Genomic DNA, 20,674 nt, shown 5'->3' with positions numbered 1-20,674 from the left:
GATGAGGAACTTAGGAATTTTGGATTACAAAAGAGGTGTGATTGACTTGCCCGGTGGGTCGACGATCAGCTTCCACGCTCGCCAGCGGCGGTGAGGTGCTCCACCTCATCCGCAGCGGCGAGGCCGTGACCCGGGCCGACATCGGGCGGATCACCGGGCTCTCCCGTCCCGCCGTGGCACTGCGGGTCGCGGGGCTGCTCGACCACGGCCTGGTGGTGGAGCACACCGACGGGCCGTCCACCGGAGGCCGCCCGCCGGCCCGGCTCGCCTTCAACGCCACCGGGGGCGTCGTCCTGGTCGCATCCCTCGGCGCCAGCCGCACCCAGATCGCCCTGTGCGACCTGGCCGGCCGCGAGCTGGCCCGCACCGATCTGGAGATCGACGTCGAGCGCGGCCCCGACGTGGTGCTGCCCCTGCTGATGGACGTGTGGGCCGACCTGCTGGAAGGCCGTCCGATGTCGTCGGTCAAGGGCGTCGGCCTCGGCGTCCCGGCCACCGTCGAGTTCGCGGCCGGCCGCACCGAGAGCGCCCGCGTCATGGCGAGCTGGACCGGCGTGGTGATCCCGCCGGTCATCTCCGCCCGCTACCCCGTGCCGGTCTTCGTGGACAACGACGTCAACGTCATCGCGATGGGCGAGTACCGCGAGGCGTACGCGCCGGAGGTCTCCGACCTGCTGTTCGTCAAGGTGTCCACCCGCATCGGCGCGGGGGTGGTCGCCGGCGGCGAGATCCTGCGCGGCGCGCTCGGCGCGGCGGGGGAGATCGGCCACATCCCCGTCCGCGACGGCGGGGGAGTGCTGTGCCGGTGCGGCAACGTCGACTGCGTCGACTCGGTGGCGAGCGGCACGGCCATTCTGCGCGACCTGCGGGCGAGCGGGCGCGACGTCGACTCGCTGTCGGACGTCGTCGCGCTGGTGCGCGCGGGGGACGCCGAGACGATGACCGTGGTGCGCAGGGCGGGACGGCTGCTCGGCGAGGTGATCGCGAGCGCGGTCAACCTGCTCAACCCGGCCGTGGTGGTGCTCGGCGGCGACGTCGCCGAGCGCTTCCAGCCGCTGGTGTCGGGGGTGCGCGAGGTCGTCTACCGGCGCTCGACGGCGCTGTCCACCCGCAGCCTGCGCATCGAGCGCAGCCGCCTCGGCCAGAGCGCGGGCATCACCGGCTGCGCCCTCATGGTCATCGACCACATACTGGCGCCCGAGGCGGTGGACGCCGCCATCGAGGGGGTCAGCGCGGGCACAGCAGCAGGCTCAGTGCTCGCTCCAGCTCATGCGCCCCTTCGACCGGCGCCGGCCAGGGGATCCGGATGAACGTCGTGTCCACGGAGTCCGAGCGCACCGTCGCGCCGTAGCGGTCGAGCTCCCACAGCCACGGCTCGCGCACCGGCTCGCCCGTCAGCGTCCGGACCGCCCGCGCGAGCTGCTCGCGGTGCGCCTCGTTCACGTGGCGGAGCATGCGCTCGGCCGCGTCGTGCACCGGGCCGGGGCCGGCGGCCAGGTACTCCTCGGCGTCCAGCATCCCCGACTCCCGGCCGGTCAGGTAGATCACGTAGCCGACGTCGACGCGGATCAGGCGCGGGCCGGCCGGATCGCCTTCCACGGCGGCGAACAGCGCCTCGTCCGGGCATCGGGCGGACACCCTCACGGCGGCCTCCCGCAGGCCCTCGGGCGGCACCGCCTGCGCCCATCCCTGCACCTTCAGCAGGCCGCGCGGATACTCGACCCCGGCCAGGGTCCGGGTCGCGGACAGGTCCACGGTCACCACGGCGTCGTCCCCGGCGCGCAGGCCGTGCAGGGCCTCGCCGGGCTTGACCAGCAGCAGCGGCCGGCCCGTGCCGTCGACGCATCCCCGGGCGGGCCCGGCCGAGCCGTCCAGCGACACATGGGTGGGCGCGGCGGCGCCGGCGAGACCGCGGACGCGCTCGGGAATCGGGGGCACCTTCACATGCATGGGCGTCGGCTCCTCGGTTCGCAGGGGCGGCGCACGACGCTTGGCGGTGCGTCACGCGCCGGGGCGGGAGGCGGCGGTGGCGCCACCCCTTCGGCTATGGTTAGGCTTGCCTAACTAAGGCTTACCTAACCACAGCGAGGTCGACATGCGCTACACCGGACCCAAGGTCCGCCTGTCCCGCCGCGCGGGCGTCCCCCTGACCCGCAAGGCGGTGCGCCATTTCGAACAGCGGCCCTACCCGCCCGGCGAGCACGGCCGCAAGACCAGCCGCCGCACCGCCGGCGACTACGGGCTGCGTCAGATGGAGAAGCAGAAGCTCCGCTGGTACTACGACGTGTCCGAGCGGCAGATGCGCAGGTACTGGGCCCTCGCGCTGCGCCGGCCCGGGCGTTCGGGCGCCGAGTTGGTGACGCTGCTGGAGTCCCGCCTGGCCTCCCTGGTGTTGCGGGCCGGCCTCGCCCCGTCCATCTACGCGGCCCGCCAGTACGTCACCCACGGCCACATCGCCGTCGACGGCCGCAAGGTCGACATTCCCAGCTATCTGGTGCGGCCCGGCCAGACCGTCGCCGTGCGCGAGAGGTCGCGCGGCATGCAGCCGTTCGTGGCCGCCGCCGAGGGCGTGTACGCCGACGAGATCACCGCGCCGTACCTGGAGACCGACCTGAGGCAACTGCGCTTCACGCTGCTCGCCACGCCGGAACGCGCGCAGGTGCGCGTCCCGGTCGACGAGCAACTCGTCGTCGAGCACTACTCCCGCTGAGCCGCCCGGCAGGGCACGGCCGGACACACCGCTCGGCGCGGGGCCGGCGCGCCCACGTGGCGCTCACCGCAGGTCCGGCCGGCGTGGCGCTCGGCGTCAGGAGTGGCCGGTATGGCGCTCGGCGTCAGGAGTGGCCGGTATGGCGCTCGGCGTCAGGAGTGCGCTGTCAGCGCAGGGTGGGGGCGTCCTCGCGAGAGGGGAGGGCCGCGCGGAGCGCCGCGATCTCGGCGCGCAGCGCGGCCAGCTCGGCGGCGACCCCCGCGACGGGGTCATCCCCCGTGGCCGGGGATCGCGCCATGGGGCCGGCGATGCCCTGGACCGCCTCGTCCGGGGCCTGGGCGGGGCTCTCGTCGCGCTCGCGCTGGTGCTCCTCCTCCATCGCGCTCACCACCACGGCGATGAACAGGTTCAGCACGACGAAGGTGCAGATCAGCACGAACACCACGAAGAACGCCCATGCCGACGGGTGCTGCTCCATGACGCGCCGGTTGATGTCCGACCAGCCGTCCCCGGTCATCACCTGGAACAGCGTGAACAGCGACGTCGGCAGGTCGCCGAAGTACTCGGGCGCCGTCGCGCCGTACAGCTTGGTGCCCATCACCGAGGCCACGTAGAGCACAAGCCCGAGCAGCATGGCGATCGAGGTCATCCCCGGGATCGCCGTGAGCAGGGCCGCCACCACGCGGCGCAGGCTCGGCACCACCGAGATCAGCCGCAGCGCGCGCAGGATGCGCAGCGCGCGCAGCACCGACAGCCCGCCCGCCGTCGGCAGGAACGACACTGCCACGATCACCGTGTCGAACAGGTTCCACGGGTCCAGCACGAACCGCGCCCGGTAGACGTACATCTTCGCCAGCAGCTCGGCGACGAACACGTACAGCGCGGCGTGGTCCACCACGTGCAGCACCGAGCCGTACGCCGCCGTCGCCTCCGGCGAGGTCTCCACCCCCAGGGTCGCCGCGTTGACCACGATCACGACGATGATCGCGCGCTGGAACCACGCCGACTCGATGACACGGCGGACACGTTCACGCATGGGGGCGAGCACTCCAGGGGTCGGTGGACCGGTCGCGCAAGATCTTAGAGTCTGCGCGGATGCCCCACGTCCGGGGCGCCGTCCGCGTCACTCAGGCAAGGCCGGCACGCCGCCGGTTCTTGGAATGATCTGGGAACCATGTCGTGGACGGCGCGGGAAACGGCACATGGCGGACCGACGGTCGGCCCGTTCGGGCCCGTCGGCTCACAGAGATCTCCCAGGACCTCCCCGGCGCCGCTCAGGCGGGTGGCCCAGGCTTTCCCGCCAGGAGTTCCGCCACGCGAAGGGAGATCGATGATCGAGGTAAGGGGACTCAGCAAGCGCTTCGGCCGGGTGACGGCGGTGGACGACCTGACGTTCGACGTCAGGCCGGGCGCGGTGACCGGCTTCCTCGGCCCGAACGGGGCGGGCAAGACGACCACGATGCGCATGATCTTGGGACTCGACGCGCCGAGCGGCGGCCACACTCGGGTGCTGGGCGCCCGGTACGCCGACCTGCCGGCGCCGATGCGCGCGGTCGGCGCTCTGCTCGACGCCGGAGCCGTGCACCCACGCAGGACCGCCCGGGACCATCTGACGTGCCTCGCACTCAGCAACCGGATATCCCGCACACGTGTCGAGGAGGTGCTCCAGCTGACCGGGCTGGCGTCGGTGGCGCGACGCGCGGCCGGTGGCTTCTCTCTCGGTATGAGCCAGCGGCTGGGGATCGCCGCCGCCCTGCTGGGTGACCCGGCGGTGCTCGTCTTCGACGAGCCGGTGAACGGGCTCGACCCCGAAGGCATCGTGTGGATCCGCACGCTGATGCGCGACCTGGCCGCCGAAGGGCGCACGGTCCTGGTCTCCAGCCATCTGATGGCCGAGATGGCGCTCACCGCCGACCACCTGGTCGTCGTCGGGCGCGGCCGGCTGATCGCCGACATCGCCGCCGACACGTTCGTGAAGTCCGGCGAGGTCCGCGTCCGCACTCCTGGCGCGGAGGAGTTCGCCCGCACGTTGAGCGCCTCCGGGGCGGACGTGCGGAGGGAAGCCTCAGACGGCCTGGTCGTGAGCGGTATGGCGGCCGAGGAGATCGGACGGGTCGCGGCGGCCGCGGGTGTGGTCCTGTACGAGCTCACGCCGCTGCGGACCTCGCTCGAGGAGGCGTTCATGGAGCTGACGCGCGACAGCGTGGAGTACGGCGTGGCGGACGGGGCGGCGCGGTGAGCGGACGGCGCAGGGACGGTACAGGGACGCATGGTGAACGGAGGGGCGTTGTGAGCGAACGGCGGGAACGGCGGGGGCACGGCATGGCCCGCGCAGGCGGTGCGGTGCACGAGCGGCAGAGGTTCGGCGACGTGCTCAGCTCGGAGTGGGCCAAGGCGCGCACCATCCGGTCCACCTGGTGTGTCATGATCGCCGTCGTGGCGATCGGCGCGCTGTTCGGCGTCCTGTTCGCGAGCGCGGGGGCCCGGGAGTACACGACGGCCACGGTGGCCGAGCGTGGGGACTTCGATCCTTTCGGCATGACCTTCCGCGCGCTCTTCTTCATGCAGTTGCTGGTCGGATACCTGGGCATGCGCACCGTCACGGTGGAGTACGTCACAAGGACGCTGCCCGGCGTTCTGGTCGCGGCGCCGCGGCGGGGGCGCCTGCTGGCGGCCAAGGCGGTGGTCTGCGCGGCCATGGCCTTCGTGGTCGGCGAGGTGGCAGTGTGGGCCGTCTACTTCACCGGCAGGGCCGTGCTGGCCGCGCGGGCGGTGCCCGTCTACGACCTCGGGCAGCCGGGCGTAGCGCGGGCGATGGTGGGCGCGGGCCTTCTCATGGCGACGATGAGCCTGTTCGGGCTGGCGATCGGGTTCCTCGTACGGGTCACCTCCGGCGGGCTCGCCGTCCTGGTCGTCATCGCCGCCCTGGTGCCGTCGATGGCCCCCGTCTTCCCCGCATGGCTGGCGTCCTTCGTGACGAAGTACTGGCCGACGCCGGCGGGAGGGCGGCTGGTGAGCGTGCATGACCGGTTCGACCTGCTGTCACCCTGGACGGGGTACGCGGTGTTCTGCGGATACGTCGCCGTCGCCCTGCTCGTGGCCGCCGCCGTCTTCCGGAGGCGCGACGCCTGACGCCCGTCGCCACGGGCGGACGGCGTGGGGCGACCGTGCGGTGGCCGTGCGGTGGCCGGTCCGCGAGACAGGAGGCGGAGATGGAGCGGGATGGGCAGGGGCCGGGCGTCCGCCGGCGGCGGGGAGAGCGGCTGCTGGTCGTGGACGACGAGCCGACGGTGCGCGAGTTGCTGTCGGCGACCCTGCGCTTCGCGGGTTTCACCGTCACCTCGGCCGCCACCGGAGCCGAGGCCCTCGCCGCGGCGCGTGACCAGCCGCCCGACCTGGTGCTCCTCGATGTGATGTTGCCCGATCTGGATGGGTTCGAGGTCGTGCGGCGGCTGCGCGACCTGGTCAGGCCGCCGGTTCCCGTCCTGTTCCTCTCCGCCCGGGACTCGCCGGCCGACAAGGTGACCGGCCTGACGCTCGGCGGGGACGACTACGTCACCAAGCCGTTCGACCTGGAGGAGCTGATCGCGCGTATCGGGGCGATCCTGAGACGCACCGGCTCGCCCGGCGCAGGCACCCTGGTCATCGGGGACCTGGAAGTCGACCCGGAGGGGCACCATGTCACGCGGGCGGGGCGGCCCGTGCGGCTGTCGCCCACCGAGTTCCGGCTGCTGTGCTACCTGGCGGTCAACGCGGGGAGGGTCGTGTCCAAGGCACGCATCCTCGACCACGTGTGGCAATACGATTTCGCCGGAGACGCGAGCATCGTCGACACCTACGTCAGCTATCTGCGCCGCAAGCTCGACTCCGCCGGGCCCAAGCTGATCCACACCATCCACGGGGTGGGCTACGTGCTCCGTGAGTCCCGGTGAGCCGGGCACGCGTCCCACGCGTCCGGCGCGCGGTGGCGGGGGTCCTGTGAGCGCGCCGGGCCGGCTCGGGCGGGTGTCGTTGCGCGCACGGCTGCTGTTCATCACCAGCGTTCTGCTGGCGGTGGGGCTCGTGCTCGGCGGGTCCATCGTGATCGGCCTCCTGCGCGCGAACCTCGTGGACCGCGTCGACCGGCAGTTGCGCGCGCTCGGCGGCCTGGCCGCGCTGATGCCCGCGGGACTCCCGGGCGCCGGCCGTGACCAGGACGGGTCCGGTCCCCTGGGCGGGCGGGCGCTCGCCGCGAACTTCGATCTGATCACCGAGATCCACCTCGCCGACCTCGCCGCCGACGGCACGGTCCGCAGCCAGACCCGCGTTCCGGGCGGCTCGGTCGCCGGCGGGCCCGCTCTGCCGGTTCTGGACACCGCGGCGGTCGCCCGGCACGGACGGCGTCCGTTCGAGGTGGGCGGCCTGGGAGGCACGAGACGATGGCGCGTGGTCGCCGTGCCTCGGCCGGTGCGGCCGCCCGGGGGCGCCGCGCCGCTGGGGGACGGGGGCAGCGTCGTCGTGGCGGCGTCGCTCGAAGCCGTCTCCACCACGGTCGGGCGGCTGCGGGCTGCGTTTCTGGGGGCCGGGTCGGTCCTGCTTGTTCTGCTCACGCTGTGCGGCTGGTTCGCGATCACGGCGGGGTTGCGCCCGCTGCGCCGCATCGAGGACACCGCGGCGGCCATCGCCTCGGGAGACCTGGCCCGGCGGGTTCCCCGCGTGGCCGGGCCCGCGACCGAGATCGGCCGCCTCTCCGCCTCGCTCAACGGCATGCTCGCCCAGATCGAGCGGGCGTTCGCCGCGCGGGCCGACTCCGAGGCGCGGCTGCGGAGGTTCGTCGCCGACGTCGGCCACGAGTTGCGCACCCCGCTGTTCGGCATCAAAGGGTTCTCCGAGCTGTATCGCATGGGCGGTCTGAGCGATGTCGGGCTCGCCATGGCCCGCATCGAGAGCGAGTCGGGCCGCCTGGCCCGCCTCGTCGACGACCTGCTGTTGCTCGCGCGGCTGGACGATGGCGGGGATGCGCTCCCCCTCGACCTGGCGCCGATGGACCTGCGGACCCTTGCCGCCGACGCGCGCCTGGATCTGAGGGCGCTCGCCCGCGACCGGCCGGTCGAGCTGACCGGCCCCGGCGGCGGCCCGCCCGCTTCGGCGCCGGTGCTCGGCGACGAGGCGCGCCTGCGCCAGGTGGTGAGCAATCTGGTGGGCAACGTCGTGGCGCACACGCCCGCCGGCACCCGCGTGCGCGTCGGCGTGGGGACGGTGGACTCCGAGGCCGTCCTGGTGGTCGAGGACGACGGGCCCGGCCTGACCCCGGAACAGGCCGCCCGGGCGTTCGACCGGTTCTACCGCGCGGACGCTTCGCGGAGCAGATCGGGCGGCGGTGGGGCGGGCCTCGGCCTCGCCATCGCGCAGTCGATGGCGGCGGCGCACGGCGGCCGGGTCACCCTGCGCACCACCCCCGGTCACGGCGCCGCGTTCACACTGGTCCTGCCCCTCGCGCGCTGAAGCCGGCGGGCCTTCACGCCTCCGGCGGCACGCGGGCAGGGGGGATCACTGTGGTGGGCCGTAGGGCTCGATCGGGGGGTCGGCGAAGGGGCCCTCGCCGGGCGGGGTGACGCGCTGGCCGGCCTGCTCGGTGACGCGCACGGCGTACAGCCCCTGGCCCGGGTCGAGCGGCACCAGCCCGTAGGCGGTGTCCACCTCCTCCTCGCTCAGGCCGAGCCTGCGCATGGCTTCCTCGAGGGTCGCCTCCGCCGGCGGCAGCTCCACGGTGACCAGGACCATGCGGCCCACGCTACGCGTCCCCGCCCCGCCCGTACACGTCGCCCCCGCCTCGTCACAGCCGGTGACGCTCCGCTCGGCGGCGCAGCGCCGCGACCAGCGCCGCGGCGTCGGCGACGCCGTACCCGTAGTCATAGTCGAAGCCCACGGTGCTGCGGTCCTCGGCGGTGCGGTGCAGCAGGGTGCGCAACTGGCTCGGGGAGATGCGCGAGGCCGGCCAGCGCGTGCGGATCGCGGCCACCAGGCCCGCGGCGACCGGGCAGGCCGCCGAGGTGCCCGAGTCGGGGACGTCGTCGCCGAACGCCTTGGACCCGGCGAAGTGCGTGTACGCGCAGACGTCGGGCTTGCGGTCGCTGAGCCGCCCCGGGCCCTGGGAGGAGTACCCCACCCTTTCGCCGTTGGTGTCGACCCCGCCGACCGACAGCACCTGCGGATGGGAGTTGGCGCCCACGATGGGACGGCCCGGATAGGCGCACCGCCGGTCCTTGCATTCGGTGCCGCAGTTGCCCGCCGCGAACAGGATGTCCGCCCCGGCCTGCTCCAGGCTGCCGACGATGATGTTGAACGGGTGGGCCGCGTTGTCGGAGTAGTTGCCCGGCTGCCCGGGCGGCAGGTCCCACAGCGGGGAGAACGAGCCCCAGCTGTTGCTGACGACCAGCGCGCGGGAGTCGGCGGGCTGGGCGTCCAGGACCGTGCGCAGGTGGGCGAAGGCCGCCACCGCGTCCGACAGCAGGCCGTCCATGACCGTGCCGCCCTGCCGCCGCGACAGCAGGATCGGCACGTCGACCAGCGTGGCGCGCGGCGCGGCGATCAGCGTGTCGAAGGCGCACATCGTGCCGTGGTCCACCGCGAACCCGCCCGGCTCGCCGGTGACGCCGGAGGGGTTCCAGCTGCGCCCGCGGTCGACCGTGACGTCCTTGCCGAGGTGGTCGCGCACGTGGGCGGCGTTGACGCCGGTGTCGCAGACGGCCAGCGCCACGCCGGCGCCGTCGTAGCCCTCGGCGTGCAGCTCGGGCACCCGCAGCAGGCGGGCCACGTCCTGCCAGGTGCCGACGGGCGGGCTGCCGCCGCAGGTGAGGCTGGTCTCGATGAGCGGGTCGGCGTAGACGCCCACGACGTCGCGGCCGCGGCCGGGCAGCAGCGCCATGCGCGCCGAGCTCTCGTCGTCGGCGATCTCGCCCCGGACCAGGACCGACGCCTCCTCCGGCGCCAGGGAGAACACCAGCGGCTGGTGCAGCGACAGCGGGTCGCCGCCGGCGGAGGCGGGGTGGGCGCGGGGGAGGGCGACGGGGGTGAAGGAGTGGTCCAGCGCGACCCCGGGGAGGCCGTCGGTGACGTCCGCGGTGGTGGCGGTGAGGTCGGGCGCCGCGACGGCGGCGACCACGTCGGGCGAGGGACGGAGCTGGATCAGGACCCGCATGAGGACACCACCCTGAGATCGCCAAGTCGTGACACCACCACATTCCTGTATCCACGACACCCCCGTCCACCAGCAGAAATACCGTGTCTCCCCGCATTCCCCGCGATTCGCCGAACCAATTTCCGCCGCCCGGCCCTCGCCGCCGCCCACCGCCCGGCGGCACCTCTCGGCACGCCCACCGCGCCGTCCCCTGCCCGCCACCCGGGTCGCCGCCTCCCCGCCGCCTCGCCCCTGCCTCGCCGCCGTCCGGTCGCCGTCGCCCCGCCCGCCCGCCCGCCGGCCGGCTCGCCGCCGGACCCGCCCGGCCGCGACCGCGTCCATCCGGGAGTCGTGAGAGCCGGGGCTTCGAGCGCGCGGCGGCGCGCGGATGCGGGTGGACGGGAAACGTTCAGCGGGTGTGCGGGCCGAGGGCCGTGCCGGGGCCGGCGAGCTGCGCCGCCGTCACGCGGGTGCACGGGCCGGCGGCCGGTGGCGGTCCGGTGGCGCGTAAGGCTTTCGCGGAGGGCGGGGGTTGACTACCTTGAGACCCGTGATCGCCGAGGTAGATACCCCATCCCGTCCCGGTTCCGGAGCGACGGGAGAGCATTGGATCCCCGTCCGGGCCCGACTGATCGTGGCCAGCGCCTTCATGCTGTTCCTCGAACTGGCGCTGATCCGCTGGACGGGGTCCAACATCGTCCACCTCAGCTACTTCACCAACTTCGTGCTGCTCGGCTCGTTCCTCGGCATCGGGCTGGGCTTCCTGCGCGTCGGCCGCTCCACGAGGCAGCCGTACTACTCGCCGGTCGTCTTGGCCGCGCTGGTGCTGATCGTCTACTACTTCCCGGTCACCGTGGACCGCCAGACCGAAGGCGTGCTGTACTTCACCAGCCTGTCCACCAGCGGCCCTCCCGCCTGGGCCATCCTGCCGGTGGTGTTCGCCGCCGCGGCGCTGGTGCTCATGGGGCCGGCCGAGCTGGTCGGCCGATGCTTCCCCGAGCTGCCCCGGCTGGAGGCCTACCGCTACGACCTGATCGGCAGCCTCACCGGCATCGCCATGTTCTCGCTGTTGTCGCTGGCAAGCGCGCCGCCGGTCGCCTGGGGCATCATCGCCGCCTGCGCCTACGGCGTCCTGCTGCGGCCGCGCTCCATCGGCCGCTACCTGGGGTTGGTCACCTTCCCCTCCCTGGTCGTCATCGCGGCCCTGGCGGTGGAGACCTTCACCGCGGGCGCGCTGTGGTCGCCGTACTACAAGGTCACCTACCAGCAGCACTTCCTCGGCGATGTGCCGATCATGGACATCGCGGTCAACGGCATCCCGCACCAGCAGGCCATCCCCGCCGCCGCCCGGCTGCAGTGGGAGCGCCAGTACGCCCTGCCCTACGAGCGCGCGGCGTCGGCGGCGAACCTCGACGACGTGCTCATCGTCGGCGCGGGCAGCGGGACCGACGTGGCCATCGCGCTGTCCAAGGGCGCCAAGCACGTCGACGCGGTCGAGATCGACCCCAAGCTGAGAGAGCTGGGCGGCGTCTACCACCCCGACCGGCCCTACCAGGACCCGCGCGTCACCACCCACATCACCGACGGCCGCGCCTACCTCGAACGCACCGACAAGAAGTACGACCTCATCCTGTTCGCCCTGCCCGACTCGCTCACCCTGGTGTCCGGCGCGAGTTCGCTGCGCCTGGAGAGCTACCTGTTCACCCAGCAGGCCATGCGCGCCGCGCACGACCACCTCAAGCCGGGCGGCGCGTTCTCGATGTACAACTACTACCGCGAACAGTGGCTGGTCGACCGGCTCGCCTCCACCGCCCAGGCCGCCTTCGGTCACAAGCCGTGCGTCGACGAGGTCGGCTCGGGGCAGCAGGCGGTCATCACCGCGGGCGTCACCGCGGACGCCCAGCGCTGCGCCTCCGAATGGGCCGGCGCCAAGGCCGACACCCCGCCCCCGGCCGTGGACGACCGTCCCTTCCTCTACCTGCACGGGCGCGACATCCCGTCCATCTACCTGATCGCGCTCGGCCTGATCCTGCTGGTCAGCATCGTCGCGGTGCGCGCGGTCGCCGGGCCGTTCCGCAGGATGCGCCCCTACGCCGACCTGTTCCTGCTCGGGGTGTCGTTCCTGCTGCTGGAGACCAAGAACGTCACCGGGTTCGCGCTGCTTTTCGGCACCACCTGGGTGGTCAACGCCATCGTCTTCGCCGGGGTGCTCGTGGCGGTGCTGGCCGCGGTGGAGGTGACGCGGCGCTTCCGCACGCCGCCGCTGCCGGTGATGTACGCCATCCTGCTCGGCGGCCTGGTGCTGGCCGCGCTGGTGCCGAACTCCTGGCTGCTCGGGCTGCCGGTGCCGCTGCGGGTGGTCTGCGCGGTGGTGGTGGCCTTCCTGCCCATCTTCGCGGCCAACGTCGTGTTCGCCAAGCGGTTCGCCGACACCTCCGACGCCACGGTCGCCTTCGGCGCCAACCTGCTGGGCGCCATCCTCGGCGGGTGCCTGGAGTACCTCTCGCTCGTCATCGGCTACGAGGGGCTGCTGGTGGTCGCCGGCCTGCTCTATCTGGGCGCCTTCGCCCTGCTGCCCCGCACCGCACGGGCCCTGTAGGCGCCCGGGTCCCCTGCTCCGCCATGACGGCCGTCCGCTCGGAAGGCGGACGGCCGTCGTCGCATCGGCGGACGCCCGCGCCTGCCGGGCGTGGCCGACGGCGGGCGTCGGAAGCGGCGGGGGTCAGAAACCGCAGGCTTCCTTGAGGCTCTTGGCGGCCGCCTTGCTCTGCCGGTTGGGCGTCGGCGTCCTGACCGGAGTGGGGGCCGTCGCCGAGCGCGAGGTGGACGGCGTCGCCGAGGAACCGCCGCCGGAGGGCGTCGCGCTCGCGCCGGTGGTCCCCGACGCGGCCGCGGCGGCGGTCGCGCCCGCGGCCACGGTGCCGGACCCGGTGCGCTCGGACTCCTTGACCGCCTGCACGGTGAGCCGCCGGATCTTCACCCAGTCGGCGGCGCCCGGCCAGATGGTGGGCGGCACGAACTGCAGGCTGGTGGTCTTGGCGTCCTTGACCTTCACCGCCAGCGGCACGAGGTGCTCCAGCAGGTCGCGCGGGATGTCGGTGCGGAACAGGTGCCGCGTCGCGGTGGCGATCTTGCCGAAGTTGGCGAGCACCACGCTGGGCGTCGCCTGGTTGAGCAGGGCGCCCATCACGCAGCGCTGCCGGGACATGCGCGAGAAGTCGTCGCTGTCGACCCGCGAGCGGCCGTACCAGAGCACGTGCTCGCCGTCGAGCCGCTGGTATCCGGCCTTGATCGTGCCCGCGGTGCCGAAGTGGCCGCCCCACCTGATGTCCTGCTCGACGCGGATCTTCAGCCCGCCGATCGCGTCGATGAGCGCGGCGAATCCGTACATGTCGACGATCGCGTAGTAGTCGACCTTGATCCCGAGGGTGTAGCCGATGGCGCTCTTGAGCTCGCGCGGGCCCCTGCCCTTGCCGAGGTGGTCCTCGGCGTACTGCCAGACCTCGTTGAGCAGGCCCTGGCCAGAGTCGCCGGTGAACCCGTTCGGGAACCGCGCGGCGAGCGGGTCGCCCTTGGGGAAGTGCACGAACTGCAGGTTGCGCGGCAGGCTGAACATGACCGAGTTGCCGGTGCGGACGTCGACGCTGGCCACCGTCATGCTGTCGGTGCGCACGCCCGTGCGGTCGCCCGCGGCGTCACCGCCGATGAGCAGGAAGTTGACCCTGCGGCGGCCGTTCCACGGGTCCTCCTGCTTGACGGGGGCCACGCTCGTGCCCGGTTCGGGCTGGAAGATGTCGTTGGTGGTCTGCCGCACGGTCAGCATGCCTCCGGCCGTGAGGGCGAAGGGCCCCATCACGCCCACGCACAGGATGCCGACCACGATGCCCGAGATCACCTGCCCCGACTGCGGGAGCCGGTCGGGGCCGAGGGCGATGTAGGAGGTGATGACCAGGGCGAACCAGGCGAGCGCGCCGATCGTGGCGGCGACCACGATGGTCACCCAGACGCCGTCCTTGACGGCCAGGCCCAGATTGGCGTCGATGACCACCGCGAAGATCACGGCGGCCGCCAGGAGGGCGCCGAAGACGCCGAGCAGGATGAACCCGGTGCGCCGCTGACCGGCCCGCAGGTGCGCCGCGCCCGGGACGACGGTGGACAGCAGTGTCCAGCCGATGACCGAGCCGGTCGTCGGGGGCTTGGCGAAGCGGGGGAGGGCCGCCTTGCGCTCCTCGGAGTCCCGCGCGGAGCCGCCTGTGCTTCCCGCGGAGCCGTCCACCGCGGACGGCCGGGCCGGCGCACCCGTGGCGGACGGCCGGGTCGGGGCGCCCGTGGCGGACGGCCGGCCTGTGGCGTTCGTGGCGGGCTGCCGGGCCGGGGCGTCCGTGGCGGAGGCCCGATCGCCGGAGTCCCCGGCGGGCGGATCCTGCGGGTCGCCCTCACGGCCGGACCTCGTCCGGGCGCGGCCCTCGGCGGACGCGGATCGCCTGTGCTCTTCGGAGGAAACCGGTGGCGCGTGGCCCTCTCGGGAGACGGGTGGCGCGGAGCCGTTCGCCGGCGCGGGTTGGCCGGAGCCGTCCCCGTCCGCCTCTCCCGCGGTACGGCCAAGAGGCGTGGTCACACGTGCTCCCTCATGACGGTTGGATTCTCCCGTCAACCAGGAGAAACCCATCATTGGCCCCCCGCGGGTTCACGGATGCCCAGGATTCTAACCCCCATACCTGGACATCACTGACGCAAAGCCAATATTGGGGAATCGGACGGTAACAAGCAGCTGAAGCCACAGCCGTTCGGCGGCCATCCGCGGGCCCTCGGCACGGTCGCCCGTGACGGCGGGCCCATGGCCTCCCGGCGCGGTCGGTCCGCTTCCGCGCCGGGAGGGCCGCCTTCGAGGCTCCGACCACCGTGACGTCGGGCTAGGAGGTCGAGGAGGAGGAGGCCAGCCAGGTGTTGCACTGGTAGGCCTTGGTCCGCTCGTACCCCTGCCGGAACCACCGGCCGCTGTTGGGCGGGCTGCCGTGGTCGCGTGGATACCCCGGCCAGTCGCCGACGTTGGAGAAGAAGTAGAACAGGTTGTTGCGGCGGACCGGCGGGATCGGGTAGCTGGTGGCCACCGACCGCATCCACATGCCGCTGAAGCAGTTGGCCTGAAGCTCGTACCGGCGGCTCAGGGCCAGCCTGCCGCTCAGCGTGCGCGAGGACAGCGTCTTGCTCCACCAGGAGTTCGCCAGCCCCGACAACTGCTGCACGTGGTGGCCGTACTCGTGGGCCATCATGCCGATGATCGCCCCGTGCCAGCTCGACAGCGAGCCGTATCCGCGCTGGTTGCCCCGTCCGCGCGACATCGCCGACGTCGAGGCGTAGATCGTCGTGTTGCGCGGGCAGTAGTAGGGGACGATGCTGCCCCGCTGCGGGAAGTCGCCGCACGCGCCCCGTCCGCCGCGCGCCGTGATCGCGTAGTGCGGCGGCGCGAAGTCGATGCCGACCCGCCCGAGCGCGGCCGACCACGTGCGGCTCATGCACTGCCCCGTCTTCAGGATCAGCGACTTCAGCTGAGCGTCGTTGAAGACGTTGGTAGCCGTGGCGCGGCAGGCGGTCCGCGGCAGGCTGCCGGCCCGGTAGAGGGTGTTGCCGGTCAGGGTCGTGTTCAGCCGCGGCCGGGAGGTCGTCGTGCCGGTGTCGGAGGACGTCGAGGAGTCGCTGGACGACCTGGTCGGCCGGGGGTTCGAGGTCGGGGCGGAGGTCGAGGTCGGGAACGGCTTGGGGGTGTACGGGGAGAACGTGGGAACCGCGAACGTCGGGATCGCCACCGGCGAGGGCGGCTCGGCGTGCCGGGCGCTCTTCAACGCCGCCGAGCCGATGACCAGCAGCACGAACACCGCGGCGATCACGCCGAGAAGGCCGCCGGCGACCGCCGCGCCGCTGGACTTGCGCTTGGGCGGGCGCCAGTTCGGCCCGTAGGGCCCGTGCGGTCCCCGGGGCGGCCCGGGCGGCGTCCACCCGGGCGAGGGCGACGGCAGCGGCCCCTGTCCTCCCGGGTGGGGGCCCTGCCCTCCCGGGTATGGCGCCTGGCCGCCCGGGTATGGAGGCGTCCCCTGGAACGGCGGCCGGCCGGTCGGCTGCGGCTGCCCGCCCGGCGCGTACGGCGCCTGGCCGCCACCCGGCGGGTACTGCCCTCCTCCGGGATGCGGGCCCCCTCCGGGGTACTGACCTCCTCCCGGGTACGGCCCTCCTCCGGGATAGGGGCCCCCTCCCGGATACGGTCCTCCGCCGGGATGCGGGCCGCCCCCCGGGGGCGGCGCGGCGGGATGTGGCGGGCCCTGCGGAGGCGGCGCCCCCGGTCCCGGCGGCGGATACGGCTGACGGTACGGCTGTTGCGGCCCCGGCGGCTGCCCCTGGCCCGGCGCGGGAGGGCCGCCGGGCGCCGGACGCGAGCCCGGCGGCGCCTGCGGCGGGTACCCCTGGGGCGGGTAGCCGGGAGGCGGCTGCCGGGAGTCACGGGGCTGCCACCCGCCGTCCGGGGCGTCCGGGTGAGGGGGCGGCGGCGCGGCGGGGGAGCCGCCGGGCGGTCCGTTCCATGCCGGTTCTTGCGGAGGCGGATACGGATGGCGTCCGCCGGGTGACGATTGATTCGGATACTGACCGTTACTCGCCATTTCCGGCTGCCCCCTTCTCGGCCCCACCAGACCGAGCGTTCTCCCCCGTCACAAGATCCACATTCTGCATCATTTTGGGCAGAACTGTACTCAATTCCCAGTAGTCACGGATGTCGCGGTATCTGGTTACATTCTGAAATCATCCAAGGTGATCTCTGCGATAGTCCGGAATCGCCGGACCGGTCTGCCCTAGCTTCGATGCATGAATCTGCAGCAGCTGCGTTATGTGGTCGCCACTGCGGAGCACCGCACCATGACCGACGCGGCACGATCGCTTTACATCGCGCAGCCCGCGCTTTCCCGCGCGATTCGCGACCTCGAACGGGAACTCGGCATGACGCTTTTCGCGCGTTCCGGCCGGGGAGTGGTCGTGACGGCGCAGGGACGCCGCGTCGTCAAACTCGCCAAGGAAGCGCTGGACGCCGTGCACGAGATCGAGGCGCTGGCCACGCACACCCATTCGGGCGCCGGCGAGCTGCGCGTCGCCTCACCGCCGAGCCTGGAGCCGGCGCTGGCCGGGCGGCTCCTGCCCGCCTACGTCTCCGAGCACCCGGGGGTGCGGGTGCAGGTCGTCCGGTGCGACGGGCGCGACGGCGTGGTGAACGCGGTCAGGGAGCAGCGCGCCGACCTGGGCCTGACCGACCTGCCCGTGCCGGCCGACCTGGTGAGCCACCCCCTGGAACGCCAGGAGATCGTGCTCATCTCCCCGCCCGGCCTTGACCTCCCCGGGTCGGTCGCGATGAGCCGCCTGAACGGCATGCGCATCGTCCTGCCCCAGCCCGGCAGCGCCCGGCGCCGGGAGTTCGAGCAGCTGTTCGCCACCCACGGCGTGCGGCCGGTCGTGGTCGCCGAGACCGACGAGCGCGGCGGCTGGCCCGTCACGGTCCGCACCGCCTCGGCGTCCCTGCTCGGCTACCGCACGATGGCCGACCAAGCCCTCAGGGCCGGGCTGGTCGTCCGCTCCCTGGACCCGCCGCTGCGCCGCATCATCGCCCTGGTGCACACGCGCAGGCGCATCCCCGCGATGGCGCAGGACTTCCTCACCGTGGCCGAGAGCGGATCAGCCGTCTGAGCCGTTTTGGAGCGTTCCCGAACGGCTCGCGCCGGCCTCCGCCGGTGCGGACGCGGCCGGCGGGGAGCTGGCGTACGCTTGCGGCGATGCATACTCTGCGCCTGCGCGACCGCGAGTTCCGGCCGGGCGAACACGCCGTCATGGCCGTCGTGAACCGCACCCCCGACTCCTTCTACGACCGGGGCAGGACGTTCGGCTTCGACGCCGCCCTGGCCGCCGTCGGCGAGGCGGTCGCCGCCGGTGCCGACATCGTGGACATCGGCGGGGTGAAGGCCGGCCCGGGCGACACCGTGGACCCCGCCGAGGAGATCCGCAGGGTCGCCGACCTGGTGGCGGCCGTGCGCGAGGCGCACCCCGACCTGGTGATCAGCGTGGACACCTGGCGGGCCGAGGTCGGCGAGGTGGTGGCCGGCGCCGGCGCCGACCTGCTCAACGACACCTGGGGCGGACCGGACCCCGGCCTGGCCGAGGTCGCGGCCAAGCACGGCATAGGGCTGGTGTGCGCCCACGCCGGCGGGGTGATCCCGAGGACCCGCCCGCACCGCATCGGCTACCGCGACGTGGTCGCCGACGTCGTCTCCCACACCGTCGCCCTGGCCGAGCGGGCCGTGCGCGCCGGGGTGCGCGAGGACGCCATCCTGATCGACCCCGCGCACGACTTCGGCAAGAACACCTGGCACTCCCTGGAGGTCGGCCGCCGGCTCGGAGAACTGGTGGACACCGGCTGGCCGGTGCTGGTCGCGGTCTCCAACAAGGACTTCGTGGGCGAGACGCTCGGCGGACTCCCCGTGGACGAGCGCCACGCCGGGACGATCGCCACGCTCGCCGTCTCCGCCTGGCAGGGAGCGCGGGTCTTCCGCGTCCACGACGCCGCCTCGGCCCGCGCCGCGCTCGCCACCGTCGGCGCGCTGCGCCCCCCGCCGGGCGGTCAGCTGTAGATCACCGACAGGAACCGGGTCAGGATGGCCTCGCGAGCCGGGGCCGGCAGCGCGTCCAGCACCGCGTTGACCACCGCCATCTCCGGCTGGCCCTCCCCGCCGAGGTCGATGCCGACCGAGGCGGCAAGCTCGGTGAAGGTGGCGTCGTCGATCGCGTCCAGGTCGAGAGTGGCCAGGATCTCGGCCAGGCCCTCCGGCACCCGCGGCGGGCCCGCCGCCCGCGCCGCCTCCGCGGACGCGGCGATCACCTCCAGCATCGCCTCCACGCCCGCCAGGGTCACCCCGGTCACCGTCACGTGCAGGTTGGCCGGGATGCCGGCGTAGGAAAGCTGCGGCTGCAGGAACCAGCCGAGCTTGCGCGCCTCGTCCGACAGCACGAACACGTCCACGTCGTCCCCCGCGAAGGCCACCAGCGAGGCCTCCGGCTCACCGAGCACCCGCAGGCCTGGGATGGCGCCGATGCCCTCGGCCAGCCGCCGGGTCGCGGTCAGGGTGTCGCGGGCCAGGGCCAGGTAGCCCTCGCGGCCCAGGGCGTTCAGCGTCGCCCACGCGCCGCCGAGCGGCCCGGCCGACTTCGAGCTCTGCACGGTCGCGTTGATCACCGTGTAGCCGGGCCAGGCGGCCGAGGCGAAGTAGGCGGCGCGGCGCAGGGCGGGGTCGGAGAACAGCACGACCGAGGCGCCCTTCGGGGCGTAGCCGAACTTGTGCAGGTCGCACGATATGGACGTCACCCCGGGCACCGACAGGTCGAACGGCGGGACGCTCGCCCCCGCCTCCGCCAGCCAGGGCAGCAACCAGCCGCCCACGCAGGCGTCCACGTGGCACAGCACCCCGCGTCCGGCCGCGATCGCCGCGATGTCGGCGACCGGGTCGACGACCCCCTGCGGATAGGACGGGGCCGAGGCCACCACCAGCACCGTGTCCGGGGTGATCGCCTCGGCCACGGCCTCGGGGACCGCGCGGAAGGTGGCGGGGTCCACGGGCACCGGCGCCACTTCCAGGCCGAGGTAGTGCGCCGCCTTGTGGAAGGCGGGGTGCGCCGTGACCGGCACGACGACGCGGGGACGTCCGGCGACGGGACGGGCGTCCCGGGCGGCCTTCATCGCGAGCATGATCGACTCGGTGCCTCCGCTGGTGAAGATGCCCGGCGTGCCGGGCCCCCCGCCGAGCAGGCCGGCCACCGCGCCCACGACCTGCCGCTCCATCGCGACGGCGCTCGGGAAGGCGGTGGGGTCGAGGGTGTTGACCTCGAGCATCTCGAAGTAGGCGCGGGCCGCGGCGTCGTGCACCTCCGGGCGCCCGGTGTCGTAGACGTAGGCGGTGACCTTGCCGCCGCGCACCTGCAGGTCGTGCCGTCTCAGCAGGGAGATCTCCGCCAGCAGGTCTTCGGAGGTCCGGCCGTTCTCGGGAAGCACGCGGTTCTCCCTCGCCAGATGGTGCGGCGTCGCCGCACGTGATCGGCGTGGGAGGTTATCACGAGGTTCCGGGCAGGCGGAACAGGCGGTCGATCAACAGGTGCAGATGCCGCTTGAACCGCTCCAGCAGCCAGGCGTCGGGCGGCCCGGGGATGTGCCCCATCACCGTTGCCTGGGTCGTGATGCCCTGCACCATCCAGATCACCGTCCACAGCCCGAGCTCAAGGTCGACCTCAGGGTCCATGTACCCCTTCTCCAGCGCCGGCTGGACCCCCTCGAGCACCATCTGCAAAATCGGCTGGATGAACTGTTCCTCAAGCTCGGCCAGGTCGGCGGCGTCCAGCAGGGAGCGGTGCACCCACAACTGCGTCCGCTCCGGGTTGCTGAGCGTGTACTCCGTATAGTCGTCCAGCAGCCGGTGCAGCGACTCCACCGTCTTCTCGGGCGTCTCGGTCGAGAACTGCGTCATGACCGCCTCGCGCGCGGCCCGCTCCTGCTCGAACAGCCGCCGCACGACCGCCAGGTAGAGATCGCGCTTGTGACCCACGATCTCTTCCACGGTGGCGAGGTCGAACCCGGCGGTGTCGGCGATCTGCTGCAAGGACGTCCCGTCGTAGCCGAAGGCCGCGAACAGCTTGATGGCGGCGCGCATCAGCAGCTCGCGGTCGCTTTCCCGCTCGGAGGTCATAGAACCGACGCTATGCTCACCATCCGTGCCGGGGCGATC

The 20,674-nt window shown here is 73.1% G+C and carries 17 protein-coding genes; 9 read left to right on the top strand and 8 right to left on the bottom strand.

All coding sequences use genetic code 11. The features are described 5' to 3' along the window. The first annotated feature begins 53 nt into the window (after window positions 1-53). On the top strand, window positions 54-1,310 hold the full coding sequence (locus ABZT47_RS04480) for an ROK family transcriptional regulator (RefSeq protein WP_354836093.1): 1,257 nt from the start codon (window positions 54-56) through the stop codon (window positions 1,308-1,310). On the opposite strand, the gene ABZT47_RS04475 is transcribed toward ABZT47_RS04480, so the two are convergent. After that, entirely contained in the window at window positions 1,228-1,950 is a 723-nt protein-coding gene (locus tag ABZT47_RS04475) for a DUF2470 domain-containing protein (protein ID WP_354836091.1), read from the bottom strand. The genes ABZT47_RS04480 and ABZT47_RS04475 overlap by 83 nt on opposite strands. A 145-nt stretch (window positions 1,951-2,095) precedes the next feature. Between ABZT47_RS04475 and rpsD the strand changes: the two genes are divergently transcribed. Beyond that, window positions 2,096-2,710 carry a 30S ribosomal protein S4 gene (rpsD, locus tag ABZT47_RS04470; RefSeq protein ID WP_354836089.1) on the top strand — a complete coding sequence of 205 codons (615 nt, stop codon included), beginning with the start codon at window positions 2,096-2,098 and terminating at the stop codon, window positions 2,708-2,710. 166 nt (window positions 2,711-2,876) lie between these two features. Here rpsD and ABZT47_RS04465 read toward each other — a convergent pair whose 3' ends face one another. Next, the gene (locus ABZT47_RS04465; protein ID WP_354836087.1) at window positions 2,877-3,746 is read right to left on the bottom strand and encodes an ion transporter; all 870 of its coding nucleotides are present in this window, start codon (window positions 3,744-3,746) and stop codon (window positions 2,877-2,879) included. 294 nt (window positions 3,747-4,040) lie between these two features. On the opposite strand from ABZT47_RS04465, the gene ABZT47_RS04460 reads away from it, so the two are divergent. From ABZT47_RS04460 to ABZT47_RS04445, 4 genes are all read left to right on the top strand, one after another. After that, on the top strand, window positions 4,041-4,949 hold the full coding sequence (locus ABZT47_RS04460) for an ATP-binding cassette domain-containing protein (protein WP_354836085.1): 909 nt from the start codon (window positions 4,041-4,043) through the stop codon (window positions 4,947-4,949). 50 nt (window positions 4,950-4,999) lie between these two features. Continuing rightward, window positions 5,000-5,842 carry a hypothetical protein gene (locus ABZT47_RS04455; RefSeq protein WP_354836083.1) on the top strand — a complete coding sequence of 281 codons (843 nt, stop codon included), beginning with the start codon at window positions 5,000-5,002 and terminating at the stop codon, window positions 5,840-5,842. A gap of 80 nt (window positions 5,843-5,922) precedes the next feature. Next, a complete protein-coding gene (locus tag ABZT47_RS04450; protein ID WP_354836081.1) occupies window positions 5,923-6,642 on the top strand; it encodes a response regulator transcription factor in 720 nt (239 codons plus the stop codon). 46 nt (window positions 6,643-6,688) lie between these two features. Beyond that, window positions 6,689-8,194 (top strand): HAMP domain-containing sensor histidine kinase, encoded by a 1,506-nt coding sequence (locus tag ABZT47_RS04445; RefSeq protein ID WP_354836079.1) that lies wholly within the window; start codon window positions 6,689-6,691, stop codon window positions 8,192-8,194. 45 nt (window positions 8,195-8,239) lie between these two features. Here ABZT47_RS04445 and ABZT47_RS04440 read toward each other — a convergent pair whose 3' ends face one another. Next, window positions 8,240-8,473 (bottom strand): hypothetical protein, encoded by a 234-nt coding sequence (locus ABZT47_RS04440; RefSeq protein WP_354836077.1) that lies wholly within the window; start codon window positions 8,471-8,473, stop codon window positions 8,240-8,242. Window positions 8,474-8,525: 52 nt separating this feature from the next. Beyond that, a complete protein-coding gene (locus tag ABZT47_RS04435) occupies window positions 8,526-9,890 on the bottom strand; it encodes a S8 family serine peptidase (RefSeq protein WP_354836075.1) in 1,365 nt (454 codons plus the stop codon). Between the two features lie 529 nt (window positions 9,891-10,419). Between ABZT47_RS04435 and ABZT47_RS04430 the strand changes: the two genes are divergently transcribed. Beyond that, window positions 10,420-12,468 (top strand): spermidine synthase, encoded by a 2,049-nt coding sequence (locus tag ABZT47_RS04430; RefSeq protein WP_354836073.1) that lies wholly within the window; start codon window positions 10,420-10,422, stop codon window positions 12,466-12,468. 123 nt (window positions 12,469-12,591) lie between these two features. Here ABZT47_RS04430 and ABZT47_RS04425 read toward each other — a convergent pair whose 3' ends face one another. Beyond that, window positions 12,592-14,145, bottom strand: a complete 1,554-nt coding sequence (locus ABZT47_RS04425; protein ID WP_354836071.1) for an LCP family protein — start codon at window positions 14,143-14,145, stop codon at window positions 12,592-12,594. A 637-nt stretch (window positions 14,146-14,782) separates the two neighbouring features. Next, window positions 14,783-15,757, bottom strand: a complete 975-nt coding sequence (locus ABZT47_RS04420; protein WP_354836069.1) for a neutral zinc metallopeptidase — start codon at window positions 15,755-15,757, stop codon at window positions 14,783-14,785. 967 nt (window positions 15,758-16,724) lie between these two features. Here ABZT47_RS04420 and ABZT47_RS04415 point away from each other — a divergent pair. Continuing rightward, entirely contained in the window at window positions 16,725-17,594 is an 870-nt protein-coding gene (locus tag ABZT47_RS04415; RefSeq protein WP_354836067.1) for a LysR family transcriptional regulator, read from the top strand. 86 nt (window positions 17,595-17,680) lie between these two features. Beyond that, window positions 17,681-18,532, top strand: coding sequence for a dihydropteroate synthase (gene folP / locus ABZT47_RS04410; RefSeq protein ID WP_354836065.1), 852 nt, complete (start codon window positions 17,681-17,683; stop codon window positions 18,530-18,532). On the opposite strand, the gene ABZT47_RS04405 is transcribed toward folP, so the two are convergent. Both ABZT47_RS04405 and ABZT47_RS04400 read right to left on the bottom strand, forming a co-directional pair. After that, on the bottom strand, window positions 18,523-19,947 hold the full coding sequence (locus tag ABZT47_RS04405; protein ID WP_354836063.1) for an aspartate aminotransferase family protein: 1,425 nt from the start codon (window positions 19,945-19,947) through the stop codon (window positions 18,523-18,525). The genes folP and ABZT47_RS04405 overlap by 10 nt on opposite strands. A 58-nt stretch (window positions 19,948-20,005) precedes the next feature. Next, a complete protein-coding gene (locus ABZT47_RS04400; RefSeq protein ID WP_354836061.1) occupies window positions 20,006-20,635 on the bottom strand; it encodes a TetR family transcriptional regulator in 630 nt (209 codons plus the stop codon). Window positions 20,636-20,674: the final 39 nt, after the last annotated feature.

It is taken from the genome of Sphaerisporangium sp. NPDC005289 (assembly GCF_040607455.1).
GTDB lineage: Bacteria > Actinomycetota > Actinomycetes > Streptosporangiales > Streptosporangiaceae > Sphaerisporangium > Sphaerisporangium rhizosphaerae.
Note: the sequence above shows the minus strand (reverse complement) of the source record. Positions and strands in the feature narration are given on the sequence as shown.

Coding starts and splice junctions, on each gene's coding strand:
- ABZT47_RS04475 (WP_354836091.1), bottom strand. CDS start 1,950: ATGCATGTGAAGGTGCCCCCGATTCCCGAGCGCGTCCGCGGTCTCGCC.
- rpsD (WP_354836089.1), top strand. CDS start 2,096: ATGCGCTACACCGGACCCAAGGTCCGCCTGTCCCGCCGCGCGGGCGTC.
- ABZT47_RS04465 (WP_354836087.1), bottom strand. CDS start 3,746: ATGCGTGAACGTGTCCGCCGTGTCATCGAGTCGGCGTGGTTCCAGCGC.
- ABZT47_RS04460 (WP_354836085.1), top strand. CDS start 4,041: ATGATCGAGGTAAGGGGACTCAGCAAGCGCTTCGGCCGGGTGACGGCG.
- ABZT47_RS04450 (WP_354836081.1), top strand. CDS start 5,923: ATGGAGCGGGATGGGCAGGGGCCGGGCGTCCGCCGGCGGCGGGGAGAG.
- ABZT47_RS04440 (WP_354836077.1), bottom strand. CDS start 8,473: ATGGTCCTGGTCACCGTGGAGCTGCCGCCGGCGGAGGCGACCCTCGAG.
- ABZT47_RS04435 (WP_354836075.1), bottom strand. CDS start 9,890: ATGCGGGTCCTGATCCAGCTCCGTCCCTCGCCCGACGTGGTCGCCGCC.
- ABZT47_RS04415 (WP_354836067.1), top strand. CDS start 16,725: ATGAATCTGCAGCAGCTGCGTTATGTGGTCGCCACTGCGGAGCACCGC.
- folP (WP_354836065.1), top strand. CDS start 17,681: ATGCATACTCTGCGCCTGCGCGACCGCGAGTTCCGGCCGGGCGAACAC.
- ABZT47_RS04400 (WP_354836061.1), bottom strand. CDS start 20,635: ATGACCTCCGAGCGGGAAAGCGACCGCGAGCTGCTGATGCGCGCCGCC.